Raw genomic sequence first — 14,118 nt, forward strand, 5'->3', positions numbered from 1 at the left:
ATGCGGAAACATGGGAGGAGCCATCCTCCACGGCGCTCTTAAGAGCGGGGTGCTGGCAAAAGAAAATGCCATGGTCTACGATGTCAGCCCCGCAGCGATGGAGAAGGCAGAGGGATGGGGCGTGAGCCTTGGGGCAGACTGTGCGGATGTGTGCCGGAACAGCGACCTGATCCTGCTGGCAGTGAAACCTCAGTATGCAGAGCAGACGCTGGCTCAGTGCCAGGATGCCCTGGACGGCAAGGCAGTCATCTCCATCGTGGCAGGCGTCACGGCGGAGAGATTGCGGGGGATGATCAAAGGATGCCCGCACATTCTGCGTACCATGCCAAACGCGCCTGCCATGGTATTTGAAGGGGCTTTCGCCCTCTGCTCTGACAATGACCTGACTGCGGACGAGATGACTGCAGCGGAGGAGCTCTTTAGCTCCATCGGCGTCGTGGAACAGGTGCCGGAGAAACTTATCGATGCAGTTTGCGGCCTGAGCGGCGGCGGTCCGGCCTACGCGGCCATGTTCATTGAAGCCATGGCTGACGGTGGCGTGAAGCAGGGACTTCCCCGGGCTACAGCCTACCGCCTGGCAGCGCAGACATGCCTTGGCACGGCGAAGATGATCCTTGATATGGATATACATCCGGGCCAGCTCAAAGATATGGTCACTTCCCCGGAGGAACCACCATCGAAGGCTGCGAGATGCTGGAAAAAGGCGGCATGAGAGGAACGGTCATGGCGTGCGTCAACGCAGCCACAGAGAAGTCGAAAAAGCTGTAAGACAAAGCTATTTGCCCGCCCCGGGCACCTGGTGCAGGGCCCGGAACTGGCGGGGCGTCAGGGTGGTGTACTTTTTGAACTGCTTGGAGAAGGAGAAGCTGTCCGGATACCCTGTCCGCGCGGCGATCTCCTGCACGGACAGATCGTCCTGCAGGAGAAGCTCCTTGGCGTTGTTCAGACGCTTCTGTATGAGGTAGGTGTGGGGAGGGATCTGGAATTCCTGGCGGAACAGCTTCCGGAAATTCTCATATCCAAGCCCCAGATACTCTGCCGTGCCCCGGCAGCTGTCGTCCGGGATCTGCCCGCTTCCAAGGAGGTCTCTTGCCTGGTACAGGAGACTGCGCACAGATGGGTGGAGACTCTGCTTCCTGTGCATGTCATAGATGCCGAAGACGAGCTGCTGAGCCTCCAGAAGCAGGTAGGGAAGCTGCTCCGGGGAGGAGTGTTCCAGGTGGTCGTAGAACAAAAGGCACCGGTCCAGAAGGGACTGGTTAAGACCCGGGCAGAGGACCGGATGGTCCTGGAGGAGCCCCATGTGGGTGAGGGTCCGGTAGGTCTCATACCCAAAACAGACAAAAAACTCCAGCCATTTCCCGTCCTCCTTTGTGATGGTGGAATGGCGGACATAGGGAATACGCTGTATAAAGCATCCGGGATAGATCCGGGTGCTTTTTCCGTCCCTGTCCATGTAAGTGCCCTCCCCGCTAAGGAGAAGAAGGGCGCCATAGTATTTAAAAACCAGATTTTCATTCTGGGGGAGATGGCGGGTGTGGTGGATAAATCCACAGCTTAGGATGGAGTTGTTGGGGTCCAGTCCCAGCGTTCTGTGGACGGACCTGGTGACGAAAAGTTCCTTTGGGATGCGGAGCAATGAAAAACCCTCCCTTCTTTTACCAGATATGACATTTTTTCTACCATAACAGACATGTAGATCATAGCATCCGGCGGATAAAATGTAAATAATGATAAAAAAAGAAAAGGAGCAGGAAACAAAGATGGATTTTGACAGGACAAGATGGGTGCAGGATATGATCCGCCAGGGCAGGAAAAGGCCTCTTCCGGTGCTTTCCTTTCCGGGCATCCAGATCATGGGACACACAGTGGAGGAGACAGTAAGGAGCGGCCAGCTGCAGGCGGAGTGCATGAAGGCGGTTGCGGACAGATTTGACATGGCAGCCGTGCTGGGACTGATGGATCTGTCCGTGGAGGCGGAGGCTTTCGGAAGTCCGGTGCGCTACAGCAGCCAGGAGGTGCCTACTGTGACGGCAGCCATCATCCAGGAGGAAGAAGAGGCGGAGGCACTGCAGGTGCCGGAAGTGGGGGCAGGCAGGACCGGGGAGTGCCTGGAAGGCATCCGGAAGATTGCAGAAGTGACAGAGCACAGGCCTGTATTTGCAGGCATGATCGGCCCTTACTCCCTGGCCGGACGGCTTCTGGACATGACAGAGATCATGATCCTCTGCTACGAGGAGCCGGAGATGGTGGAGACAGTGCTGGAGAAGGTGACAGGATTTCTCTGCGATTACGCCAGAGCTTTTAAGGAGGCAGGAGCCCACGGTATTGTCATGGCAGAACCGGCAGCCGGACTTCTCTCTCCGGGGCTTTTCAGAGAGTTCTCTGTGCCGTATGTGAAAAGGATCTGCCAGGCGGCAGAGGAGGCAGGGCTTGTGATGATCTATCACAACTGCGGCATGGTGGAACCCCTTCTTGGGGACATCGCAGATATCCCGGCACACGGATACAGTTTCGGGAACGCGGTGAATATGGAGACGGTGCTGAAGCAGATGCCGGCAGACAGGCTGGTGCTTGGAAACATCGATCCGGTGGGGATCCTGCGCAGCGGCACACCGGAGGCAGTAAAACATGCCGTGACAGAGCTTCTGGAAACCTGTGGGAAATATGACAACTTCCTGCTCTCCAGCGGATGTGATATCCCGCCGGTGACACCCCTTGAGAACCTGCAGGCATTTTTTGATGCGGCAGAAACATTTTACGGGAAAGCGTAAGAGGGTATAGAACAGAGAGGAGAATAAAGAGATGGAACTTTTACAGGAAATGTCGGAACTTCTGCAGAAAGGAAAGGCTAAGAAAGTGAAGGCGCTGGTGCAGCAGGCACTGGACGAGGGAGTGGACCCGAAAGAGATCTTAAACGAGGGACTGCTCTCGGGCATGATGATCATTGGGGGAAAATTCAAGAACAACGAGGTGTTCGTGCCGGAGGTGCTGGTGGCTGCCCGTGCCATGAACGCCGGGCTCTCCATCCTGGAGCCAAAGCTGGTGGAGGTCGGAAATGAACCGGTAGGCCGGGCTGTCATTGGAACTGTCCAGGGAGATCTGCACGATATCGGCAAAAATCTGGTCTGCATGATGTTCAAGGGGGCCGGATTTGAAGTCTGTGACCTGGGCGTGGATGTCAGCTCAGACGCCTTTATTGACAAGGCGGAGGAGATGCACGCGGACGTCATCGGTATGTCAGCCCTTTTAAGTACCACCATTTGTCAGATGCAGGCCTGCATTGACCGCTTAAAAGAGCGGGGACTTCGGGAAAAGTATATTGTCATGATCGGCGGCGCCCCTGTCACAGATGACTTTGCCCGGCAGATCGGGGCAGACTACTACACGCCGGATGCGGCTTCCGCGGCAGAGACAGCCAGAAGCGTGGTCCTGGAAAAGAAGAGTGCGTAATGCGGTACACGGATTTTCACATCAGTATTTCAGCTGAGGAGGTCTGCCGTCTGCTGGACGGGCACAAAAGCACTCTTGGCGGGGAACTGGCAGAAGAGCTGGAGGAGATGCTCCCGGAAGCCTTTGAGCGGTTGGAGCCGCAGGCGTTTCTGGGTGTGGGGGACACGGAAGGCGTCCTTTATGAGGAAGAGGCGGAAGAAGGCCAGGAGGCCCTGTACGTCATCATCACAGTGGGGGAAACGCTCAGCGGCTGGTCCGGGGAGCTTTTCAGAGAGGGAGACTGTGTGAAGGCCATGCTGGCAGATGCCATTGCGGATCACTGTCTGTTTCAGATGGACCGGCAGCTTCGGGAGCCTGTCCTGGGGCTGTGCAGGCAGCAGGGCCTGGGGATCAGACGGCGTCTGGAGGCGCCCCAGGACGCCTCCATGGAGATCCAGAGGAAAGCCCTCCAGGTCTCCGGCGCCGGAGAGGGGGGCATGGAGATCACGGAAGGCCTTATGTACCGGCCGGTAAAAAGCGCCTGCCAGGTCTTTCTCCTTACCAGGGACAGGGATCAGTTTTTCTGGGAACATGACTGCAGCGGATGTCCCGACACTTCCTGTCGGATGCGGAAGGGCCGTCCCCCTGTTCTTGAGGTGGAGACAATGGACAGGGGCGGACAAAAGAAAAGACGGATCCAAGGCCACGTGCAGGCAGGAGAGAGCATTCTGGAGACGCTGCGGGCGTGGGGGATTTATCTGGATGTCCCCTGCGGCGGGAGAGGCACCTGCGGGAAGTGCCGGGTCTGCCTTGTAAAGGGTGAGCTGGCCGTGACAGAGGCGGACCGGAGCCATTTCTCCGAAGAAGAGCTGGAGAGAGGCGTGCGCCTGGCCTGCCGGGCCCATCCTGCGGGAGATTGCGTGATCCGGCTTAAGGAAGCCCGGGAGGATGCCTTCTATATTCCCGGCAGCCGGGAAAAAGCCGGGGAGGAAAGCCTGGAACGTAAGAGCGCAGGAAAGGCCGGCAGGAAGGGCGTGGCTGTCGATATCGGAACCACCACCGTGGCCATGGAGCTGGCGGACCTGGAGACGGGGGAGAGGCCTCGGATCTACACGTCTCTTAACACCCAGCGGCAGTACGGGGCGGACGTTATCAGCCGGATCCAGGCGGCGGACGAGGGAAAGGCAAAGGAGATGCAGACCTGCATCCGGGATGTCCTGCGGGAAGGACTGGCCCGCCTGACGGAGGGCGGGAAGGAACCTGTAGAGCGGATGGTCATCGGAGCCAATACCACCATGGTCCATCTGCTGATGGGATACCCCTGTCATTCCCTGGGGGTCTATCCCTTTACGCCCTGCTCCACAGAGCGGATCGAGACAGGCGAGCTGGCGCTGCTGGGGGAGGCGGCAGAGAACTTTGACGTGTCCATTTTCCCAGGAGTGTCGGCCTATATTGGAGGAGATATCACTGCCGGGCTCTATGCCCTGGATTTCCACAGAAAAGAGGAAGTTAGCGTTCTTGTGGACCTGGGGACCAACGGGGAGATGGCGGTGGGGAACAAGGACCGGATCCTGGCCGCCTCCGCAGCCGCAGGCCCTGCCTTTGAGGGAGGCAATATCATCTGCGGCACCGGAAGCATACTGGGGGCCATCTGCGGTGCCCGGTGGAACGGACAGCAGATGGAGCTTCAGACCATCGGCGGCGGAGCACCTGTGGGGATCTGCGGCACCGGTATCATCGAGGCTGTGTACGAGATGATGGAGGCCGGGATCCTGGATGAGACCGGGCGGCTGGAAGAGCCCTGGGATGAGGAGGGATTTCCCCTGGATGGGGAGGGGAAGATACGGATTTTCCAGAAAGATATCCGGGAGATCCAGCTTGCCAAGGCGGCGGTGCGGGCCGGACTTGAGACCCTCCTTATTACATACGGCATAGAGGCCCGGGATGTGGATGCATTCTACATTGCCGGAGGATTTGGCTGCCAGCTGGATATGGAGAAGGCAGCAGGCATCGGACTTCTGCCCCAGGACTGTGTGGGGAAAGCCCGCCCTGCGGGAAATACGTCCCTTGAGGGGGCGCTGCGGTATCTGAGAGAGGCAGACGGAGGGGCCGCTGTGGATGAGATTGCCGGAAAGGTCCGGGAGATCTCCCTGTCCACAGACCGGAACTTCCAGCAGCTTTATATGGAATATATGTACTTCGGGGAAGACGAAGAATAAAAAAGAAGGAAAGGTGAAAAGAATGACGCCAAGAGAAAATCTGCTTCATTTGCTGAGAAGGGAAGGCTACGAGACCGTGCCTGTGGAGTTCATGCTCTGCCCCAGCCTGGAAAAGAGTTTCCAGGAGGAGATCGGAGGGCCGGGCGCCGACTATATGGAGTATTTCGGGATGCCCTGGCGCCGGGTAGGTGAGCTGATCCCGGAGGATACGGATATCACCAGGTTTTACCCCTACTATGATGAGATCAAGGACAATATGGAGATCGACGAGTGGGGAGTGGGCCACGAGTCCAGTCCCACCTCCATGCATATGACAAAGATGCTCCACCCGCTGGAGGACGCAGAAGAGGTGGAGGAGATAGAAAGCTACCCCATCCCGGTCTACACGGAGGAGAAAAATGCATGGGTGAAGGACAGAGTGAAGGAGCTCCATGAAAAGGGGCTGGCCTCTGTGGGAAACATGCAGTGCACCATCTGGGAGACCGCCTGGTATATCCGGGGCATGGAAAATCTCATGATGGACATGTTAAGCGACGAGGAGCTGGCGGAGGCTGTCTTTGACATGGTGGAGAAGATGTCCACAGACCGGGCGCTGATCTACGCAAAGGCGGGAGTAGATATCCTTTACCTGGGAGACGACATCGGCATGCAGCACAGCATCATGATGAGCGAGGAGATGTACAGCCAGTGGCTCTATCCCAGGCTGAAGCGGCTTATCTCAAAAGTGAAGGAAGTGCGGCCGGACATCATCGTCATCTACCACTCCTGCGGTTACATTGAGCCCTTTATCCACTACCTTATCGACGCAGGCATTGATGTACTCAATCCTATCCAGGCAGAGTGCATGGAGTTTAAAGAGATCTATGAAAAATACGGGGACAGGATCTCCTTCCACGGTACCATCGGCACACAGACAGTCATGCCTTTCGGGACGCCGGAAGAAGTGAAGGAAAATGTGTGGGGAAACCTGGACATTGCCGGAGAGAAGGGAGGCCTTATGGTGGCCCCCACCCACCTGCTGGAGCCGGAAGTGCCCTGGGCCAACATCCTGGCCTACGCGGAGGCATGCAGGGAGTATAAGAAAAAGTAAAACATAGACGGAGCGCGTAAAGGCTCCCGGAAGGCCTGCGGGGCCTTTGAGAAGGGCCTTGGGCTGGATCACAGTCACCAGAACTGCCGGACATATCTGGAGATGGCCAGGAAAATGAACAGATAAAGGAAACATTGCTTGTTCCGGGTCTTGAAATGTGCTATAGTATGATAAATAGAAGTTATAGTTTTATATTTCAAGAATAAGGTGGAAAATATGTCGTTTACAGAAGCGAAAAGAGACGCCATCAGAAGGTATATGATGGACAAGATCCGAGACGGCTGCAGTGATTTCCTCAAGAGGACGGCGGAGAATTTTGGTATTTCCGAGACATCGGTGCGCCGGTACGTCAAGGAGTGCGCAAAGGAGGGAATTCTGGAGGAAGATGAGAGCTTGCCTGCAGGCTGGAAGCTGCGCACGGTCTCGGAGAACTGGGAACTGAAAAATGACGGAGAGCTTGAGGAGGACAGCATTTTCTGGGAGTACATCCACCCGCACCTGGACGGGCTGTCTGACAACGCAAAGGATATCTGGTACTATGCGTTTACAGAGATCATGAATAACGCCATTGAACATTCCGGGGGCAGCAGGATTCTTTTCGCCCTGCGGCAGGACCCTCTGTATACAGAGATTTCTATTACAGATAACGGGACAGGGATCTTCCGGAACATACAAAGGTACATGCGGGAGAGGGAAGGCATCACTCTGGACAGCGCCCAGGCGGCTCTGGAGCTGTACAAGGGAAAGCTGACAACGAACCCGGAAGGGCACTCCGGGGAGGGCATCTTTTTTGTGTCAAAAATGCTGGCGCAGTTCGCTATATGGTCAGAAAATACGGTCTATGCCTACCGGTGCGGCGACAGACACAGATTTGTGCAGTCCCATCTGATTTCCTATTATACAAGACTGGAGGGGATAGGAACTATGGCAGTGATGAAACTGGACAATGATACAAAGCGCACATCCAGGGAAGTATTTGACACATATGCGCCTCTGGAGGAGGGGTTCGTGAAGACGGAGATCCTTCTGCGGGAGATGTGCCCGCTGGGAGATCCGGTGGCCAGATCCCAGGCCAGGCGTATCCTGCGCAGGCTGGATGAATTCAAGGAGGTTGTCTTTGACTTCAGAGGGATAGACTTTATGGGGCAGGGCTTTGCGGACGAGGTGTTCCGCGTGTTCCAGAACCGTCACCCGGATATTACGCTGACCGTGGTCAATGCGAATGCTTCTGTGCAGGGGATGATCCGGCATGTGAGGCGCTAGCCGGCGGCTGCGCAGCGTGAATCTTTACGCGGCAGCCGCCCTAAAATTGCAAAAAACTGAAAATAGAGAAGCCATGACATCACTAAGAACTAAAGAGAAGGCAGGGAAGATGGATGGATCAGGAACTTGTGGAAATCCAGCCCGGCAAGGTGTTTCTTGCCGGGATTGACGTTGGATCGACGACGACTAAGATTGCGGCCGTGGACCCGGAAAACGGGGAAGTGGTCTACTCGGATTACAGAAGACATCATGCCAACCAGGTGCAGAGCATCATTCGTGTGCTGGAGGGCTTCCAGGAGAAATTCCCGGGGGTGAAGATCGAGCCTGCGCTGACAGGATCGGGTGCAAAGCCCATTGCGGAGAAGCTGAAAATCCCTTTTATACAGGAGGTGGCGGCCAATGCGCTGGCGCTTCGGAAAAAGTACCCCTCTGTCCGCACGGCCATCGAGCTGGGAGGCCAGGACGCCAAGATCATCTTCTTCAGAAAAGACGAGAAGACAGGCGATCTGAATGTGGCGGACATGCGGATGAACGGAAGCTGCGCGGGAGGCACCGGAGCTTTCATTGATGAAGTTGCTTCTATATTAAAGGTGCCGGTGGAGGAACTGAACGCCCTTGCGGAAAAGGGAGGATTTACATACGATATCTCCGGCCGGTGCGGCGTCTACGCAAAGACAGACATCCAGCCCCTTCTGAACCAGGGCGTGGCCAGGGCGGATCTGGCCCTGTCTTCTTTTCACGCCATTGCCAAGCAGACCATAGGCGGGCTGGCCCAGGGACTGGAGATCAGAAAGCCGGTGGCTTTTGAGGGAGGCCCCCTCACCTTCAATCCCACCCTTATACAGGTGTTTGCAAAGAGACTGAAGCTGTCCGGAGAGGATGCGATCATTCCGGAGAGGCCCGAGCTGATGGTGGCCTACGGGGCGGCCATCTCTCTGGAGAGCATGTTTGAAAACAGGAGGCGGATCCTGGATACCGGGGAGCTTCTGGAAACACTGCGCAGCCCTTCCTTTCAAGCAAAGAGCGGCCAGGGGGAGGAGGCCCGTCCCTTCTTCGCCTCGGAGGAGGAGAAGGCTGCCTTTGAGAAACGGCATGAGAAGGCCTCCAGACAGTGGAAGAAGCCCCGGCCGGGAGAGAAGGTCAACGTGTACCTTGGCATTGACTCCGGCAGCACCACCACCAAGTTTGTGCTGAGGGATGAAAAGGAGGAAATCCTGGACTCCTTCTATGCTCCCAACGAGGGAGAGCCCCTTCTTGTGGCCAAGAAAGCCATGATCCAGATGCGGGACCGCTATAAAAAGGAAAACATTGACCTCAATATACTGGCAGTGGGCACTACCGGCTACGGGGAGCAGCTCTTTGCCAAGGCCTTCCAGGCGGAGTACCACACCGTGGAGACGGTGGCCCACGCCCGGGCGGCAGAGAAATATGTAAAAGACGCCACCTTCATTCTGGATATCGGCGGACAGGATATGAAAGCCATCTGGCTGGACAACGGCATCATTACCAACATCCTGGTCAATGAGGCCTGCTCCTCGGGCTGCGGTTCCTTTCTTGAGAACTTTGCCGCCTCCCTGCATATCCCGGCCAGAAAGATCGCGGAGGCAGCCTTTGCCTCAAAGCACCCGGCCAAGCTGGGCAGCCGCTGCACCGTCTTTATGAACAGCAGCATCATCACCGAGCAGAGAAACGGCCGCCTGCCGGAGGACATCATGGCGGGACTGTGCCGCTCCATCATAGAGAATGTATTTACAAAGGTGATCCGTATCTCCAACCTGGACTCTCTGGGAGAGCGCATTGTGGTCCAGGGAGGTACCTTTGAAAATGACGCCGTTGTGCGGGCCATGGAAGAGTACACAGGCCGCCAGGTTGTCCGAGCCCCCTATCCAGGTCTTATGGGTGCAGTGGGCGTGGCCCTCATCGCCAAAGAGCGGCATGCAAGAGAGCCCGAAAAACGCACCTTCATCGACCTGGACAGCCTGGACGACTTCTCCTACACACAGGAGTCCAACGCCCCCTGTCCCTTCTGCACCAACCACTGCCGCAGGACCATTGTCACTTTCTCAAACGGCAATTCCTGGGTGACAAACAATCGCTGCGAGAGGGGAGAGGTGCTGGGCAGACCGGAGGACGCCCAGGCAAGAAAACAGCTCAGGGAGAAGACCCAGAAAGTCAACAGAGTGCCCAATATGTACAGAAGAAGGGAAGAGCTTCTCTTCAAAGACTATCCCTGCCCGGAACCGGCTGTAAAGAGGGATCTCACCATCGGCCTTCCCAGAGTCCTCTCCAATTGGGAGTTCATGCCTTTTTGGAGCACCTTCTGGAAAGCCCTTGGGTACAAGGTACAGCTCTCGGACATGAGCACGAGAAAAATGTACGAGTCGGGACTTTCCGCTGTTACCTCGGACACCGTCTGCTTCCCGGCCAAGCTGGTACACGGACATCTCCGGAACCTGGCGGCGAAGAAGGTGGACCGCATCTTCATGCCCGCTGTGACCACCATTCCCACAGAGAACAGGGAGAAGACAAGCGAGTCCATGTGCGCCGTGGTGAAGGGCTATCCCATTGTGGTGAAAAACTCGGACAACCCCAAGAGACAGTTCGGCATCCCCTTTGACGAACCGCTGTTCCACTGGCCCTCAAAAGAGGACCGGGACCGGCAGCTTACCATCTATATGAAAGAGCATTTCCAGATACCGGAGGCGGAGACAAAGAAAGCTATTGCAGCGGGAGAGCAGGCCCAGGAGAGCTTCCGGGCAGAGCTGAAAAGGCAGGGAGCCGCCATCATTGAGAGAGTGAAAGAGAAAGGGAAGTTTGCTGTTGTCCTGGCGTCCAGGCCTTATCAGAACGACGCCCTTGTCAATCACGACCTGCCGGAGATGTTTGTCACCATGGGAATTCCCGTGCTGACAGCGGACTCGGTTCCGGGTATCGAGGATGTGGACCTCAGTAAAAGCAGGATCGACATTGTCAACAACTTCCACGCAAGGATGCTCTCCTCCGCTATTCTGGCGGCTCAGAGCGACTGCCTGGAGTACGTGCAGGTGGTGAGCTTTGGCTGCGGCCATGACGCCTACCTGTCGGATGAGATCATCCGGCTGATGCACGAGATATCCAGGAAAATCCCTCTTGTCCTGAAGCTGGACGAGAGCGACATCCAGGGCCCCTTGCGTATCCGCGTCCGGTCCTTCCTGGAGACAGTGGCCATGGGAAGAGAGAAAAAGAAAAGATTGGAGACGAGGGAGCTTAAGGACCCCTATCCAGTGAAATTTGAAAAGAAGGACAGGGCGGACAAAGTGGTGCTGGTGCCCAACACGTCCCACGCCTTCAGCCGGATCATGGCCGCCTCTTTTGCGGGGCAGGGCGTGAAGACCGTGCCCCTGGAGATCGGAAGAGGGGAGGCCATCCGGCTTGGAAAGCAGTATGTCCACAACGACATCTGTTTCCCGGCCCAGATCGTTATCGGTGAGGTCCTGGAGGCCCTCCGCAGCGGAAAGTACGACCCGGACCACACGGCGATCGCCATGGGCAAATACGTGGGCGACTGCCGTCTGACCCACTACAGCGCCCTTCTTCGGAAAGCGCTGGATGACGCGGGATTTTCCCAGGTGCCCATTCTTACCAATGATGATGCGGACTCCCACAACCTGCATCCTGGATTTAAGATGAACCTTTCCACCTCCCTGAAGATCGCCTTCTCTCTTCCCATGATCGATGTGCTGGAAGAGCTTCTGCGGAAGATCCGGCCCTACGAGAAGGTAAAAGGAAGCGCGGACGCAGCCTTTGAGAAAGCCCTGGACGCCGTGGTGGAAGGGCTGGAGACAAAGGGCATCCCGGGCGCCAGGAGGGGCTTTAAGAAGGCCGTGGATATTATGAACCAGATAGAGTACGACCGAACCAGCCCCAGGCCGGGCGTGCTGATCGTTGGAGAGTACCTGCTGAATTTCCATCCCGGCGCCAACCATGATATCGAGGACTACCTGGAGAAGAACGGATTTGAGATCATAGAAGCCCGCATGACGGACGTTATCCGGAAAACCTATTTCTACCAGGACAGCCAGAACAGGGAGTACCACCTGAAGCGTCCTCTCATCCAGAAGATCTGGTATCATGTGGCAAACAAAGCCTTTGACGTTGCCCACGACATGACAGACCGGATCGCGAAAAAGCATCCTCTCTACCAGCCTGCTCTCAGAATGGAGGAGATGGTGAAAGACAGCGACCAGGTCATCCATCACACCTTTGACGCAGGGGAGGGCGTGCTGATCTCCGGCGAGATCCTCCACCACGCAAAGCGGGGATGCCGGGCCTTTGTCATCCTGCAGCCCTTCGGCTGCCTGCCTAACCATGTGGTAGGGCGGGGCATTGCCAAGAAGCTGAAAGAGCTGTATCCCGACGTGCAGATCCTGCCTCTGGACTACGATCCGGACGTCAGCTTTGCCAACATCGAGAACCGGCTCCAGATGCTGGTGATGAATGTGAACCAGCAGAAGGAAGAGGCATCTTAAAAAACACAAAAACATAAAAAGTTCTTCACAATTCCATCACAGGATCGCTCTATAATCAGTCTTGTAAAAAAGAAAAAAATCATTTCTTACGGAGGAAAGAGGCTGAGACTATGATGGATGAAATATATACAGACGAAAATATGGATAAGAAGACAGAAGACGGCGGACAGATGCCTTATTCTGAAATCGTTCCTGTGGGGGAAGAAAAGAAATCTTCCTGGAAGGTGAAAAGAGCGAAGAAGGAAGGGAAGGCTCCTAAAGGCCCTATGAGCATGAAGAAGAGATGGGCCGTGCTGGTGGCCATGGCTCTGGTCTTTGGCGCAGTGGCAGGAGGCACGGCCTTCGGGGTGAATGTGGCAGCCAGCCAGGTCTACAACAGAAAAGCTGCGGAGAACGGCATAAGCAACACAGAAACCGTGTCCGGCACGGACAGCACGGACAGCACGGGAACCGTGGCCCAGGTGGCTGAGAATGCCATGCCCTCCCTTGTCACCATCTCCACCATGTCTGTGGAGGAGATGAGGAGCTTCTTCGGCGGCACCCAGGAGTATGAGGTGGAAGGAGCAGGAACCGGTGTCATCGTGGGAAAGAATGACACGGAACTTCTCATCGCCACCAACAATCATGTGGTAGAAGGAGCAGACAGCCTGTCTGTGGGATTTGTGGATGAGACGGCAGTGGAAGGACAGATCAAGGGGACAGACGCCACCAACGATCTGGCTGTTGTGGCGGTGAAGCTGTCGGATATTTCCAGTGACACCATGGGACAGATCAAGATAGCCACCATCGGCGACTCGGATGAGCTTGTCCTGGGCGAGCAGGTGGTTGCCATCGGAAACGCCCTGGGTTACGGGCAGTCCGTCACAAGCGGCTATGTAAGCGCCCTGGACCGGAATCTGCAGATCTCCAGTGACAATGGAACGACAAATACGTACACCGGGCTGATCCAGACCGACGCGCCCATCAATTCCGGAAACAGCGGCGGCGCCCTTCTGAACATGAAAGGCGAACTGATCGGCATCAACCAGGCCAAGAGCTCCACGACACAGTCCGGCACAACAGTTGACGGTATCGGCTTTGCCATCCCCATCAACAAAGCCCAGGAGAGTCTGCAGAATCTTATGAACCAGACTACCCGGGAGAAAGTGGATGAAAGCCAGGCATCCTACCTGGGTATCCAGGGGACGGACGTATCCTCAGAGGCGTCCCAGATGTACGGTATGCCCACAGGCGTGGCTGTGTCGGCTGTAGTGGAAGACGGGCCGGCTGCCCAGGCTGGTATGCTGGCAGGGGACATCATTACAGGATTTGACGGCCGCACCATTACCGGCATGTCACAGCTCCAGGATGTGCTCCAGTATTACGCCGCCGGCGAGACGGTGGAAGTGACGGTACAGAGAACAGACCAGGGAGAGTACAAAGAACAGACAGTGAGCGTGACACTGGGATCTGCCAGCGACGCCCAGACAGCCACGACACAGCGTGAATAATTAAATATCAGCCGCCACCGGCGAACAGAAAAAGCGGCCATGCTTTGACATGGCCGCTTTCGCGGTATGACGGGCATGCCGTCAGTCTGTGGTGAAAGTCCACAAGGGGCGTAGTT

8 protein-coding genes and 1 pseudogene are annotated in these 14,118 nt (G+C 56.3%); 8 read left to right on the forward strand and 1 reads right to left on the reverse strand.

Annotated elements, in window-relative coordinates; all coding sequences use genetic code 11:
- Nucleotides 1–10: 10 nt before the first annotated feature.
- Nucleotides 11–768 (forward strand): annotated as a pseudogene (proC, locus tag Q5911_RS11815) (pyrroline-5-carboxylate reductase).
- Nucleotides 769–775: 7 nt separating this feature from the next.
- Here proC and Q5911_RS11820 read toward each other — a convergent pair.
- Nucleotides 776–1,639, reverse strand: coding sequence for a helix-turn-helix transcriptional regulator (locus Q5911_RS11820; RefSeq protein WP_303183004.1), 864 nt, complete (start codon nucleotides 1,637–1,639; stop codon nucleotides 776–778).
- Nucleotides 1,640–1,763: 124 nt separating this feature from the next.
- Here Q5911_RS11820 and Q5911_RS11825 point away from each other — a divergent pair, with 124 nt between their 5' ends.
- From Q5911_RS11825 to Q5911_RS11855, 7 genes are all read left to right on the forward strand, one after another.
- Nucleotides 1,764–2,774 carry a uroporphyrinogen decarboxylase family protein gene (locus Q5911_RS11825; protein WP_303183006.1) on the forward strand — a complete coding sequence of 337 codons (1,011 nt, stop codon included), beginning with the start codon at nucleotides 1,764–1,766 and terminating at the stop codon, nucleotides 2,772–2,774.
- A 31-nt stretch (nucleotides 2,775–2,805) separates the two neighbouring features.
- Nucleotides 2,806–3,453 carry a cobalamin B12-binding domain-containing protein gene (locus tag Q5911_RS11830; RefSeq protein WP_303183008.1) on the forward strand — a complete coding sequence of 216 codons (648 nt, stop codon included), beginning with the start codon at nucleotides 2,806–2,808 and terminating at the stop codon, nucleotides 3,451–3,453.
- Entirely contained in the window at nucleotides 3,453–5,651 is a 2,199-nt protein-coding gene (locus Q5911_RS11835; RefSeq protein WP_303183010.1) for an ASKHA domain-containing protein, read from the forward strand. Before Q5911_RS11830 ends, Q5911_RS11835 begins: the two co-directional genes overlap by 1 nt.
- Before the next feature lie 22 nt (nucleotides 5,652–5,673).
- Nucleotides 5,674–6,741, forward strand: a complete 1,068-nt coding sequence (locus tag Q5911_RS11840; RefSeq protein ID WP_303183012.1) for a uroporphyrinogen decarboxylase family protein — start codon at nucleotides 5,674–5,676, stop codon at nucleotides 6,739–6,741.
- A 216-nt stretch (nucleotides 6,742–6,957) separates the two neighbouring features.
- A complete protein-coding gene (locus Q5911_RS11845) occupies nucleotides 6,958–8,004 on the forward strand; it encodes an STAS-like domain-containing protein (RefSeq protein ID WP_303183015.1) in 1,047 nt (348 codons plus the stop codon).
- A gap of 113 nt (nucleotides 8,005–8,117) precedes the next feature.
- A complete protein-coding gene (locus Q5911_RS11850) occupies nucleotides 8,118–12,512 on the forward strand; it encodes an acyl-CoA dehydratase activase (protein WP_303183018.1) in 4,395 nt (1,464 codons plus the stop codon).
- Between the two features lie 110 nt (nucleotides 12,513–12,622).
- Entirely contained in the window at nucleotides 12,623–14,002 is a 1,380-nt protein-coding gene (locus tag Q5911_RS11855) for a S1C family serine protease (RefSeq protein ID WP_303183020.1), read from the forward strand.
- Nucleotides 14,003–14,118: the final 116 nt, after the last annotated feature.

The organism is Lachnoclostridium phocaeense, from assembly GCF_959599685.1.
In the GTDB taxonomy this organism is placed as follows: Bacteria; Bacillota; Clostridia; order Lachnospirales; family Lachnospiraceae; genus Claveliimonas; species Claveliimonas monacensis.

Coding starts and splice junctions, on each gene's coding strand:
- Q5911_RS11855 (WP_303183020.1), top strand. CDS start 12,623: ATGATGGATGAAATATATACAGACGAAAATATGGATAAGAAGACAGAA.
- Q5911_RS11850 (WP_303183018.1), top strand. CDS start 8,118: ATGGATCAGGAACTTGTGGAAATCCAGCCCGGCAAGGTGTTTCTTGCC.
- Q5911_RS11835 (WP_303183010.1), top strand. CDS start 3,453: ATGCGGTACACGGATTTTCACATCAGTATTTCAGCTGAGGAGGTCTGC.
- Q5911_RS11840 (WP_303183012.1), top strand. CDS start 5,674: ATGACGCCAAGAGAAAATCTGCTTCATTTGCTGAGAAGGGAAGGCTAC.
- Q5911_RS11830 (WP_303183008.1), top strand. CDS start 2,806: ATGGAACTTTTACAGGAAATGTCGGAACTTCTGCAGAAAGGAAAGGCT.
- Q5911_RS11825 (WP_303183006.1), top strand. CDS start 1,764: ATGGATTTTGACAGGACAAGATGGGTGCAGGATATGATCCGCCAGGGC.
- Q5911_RS11845 (WP_303183015.1), top strand. CDS start 6,958: ATGTCGTTTACAGAAGCGAAAAGAGACGCCATCAGAAGGTATATGATG.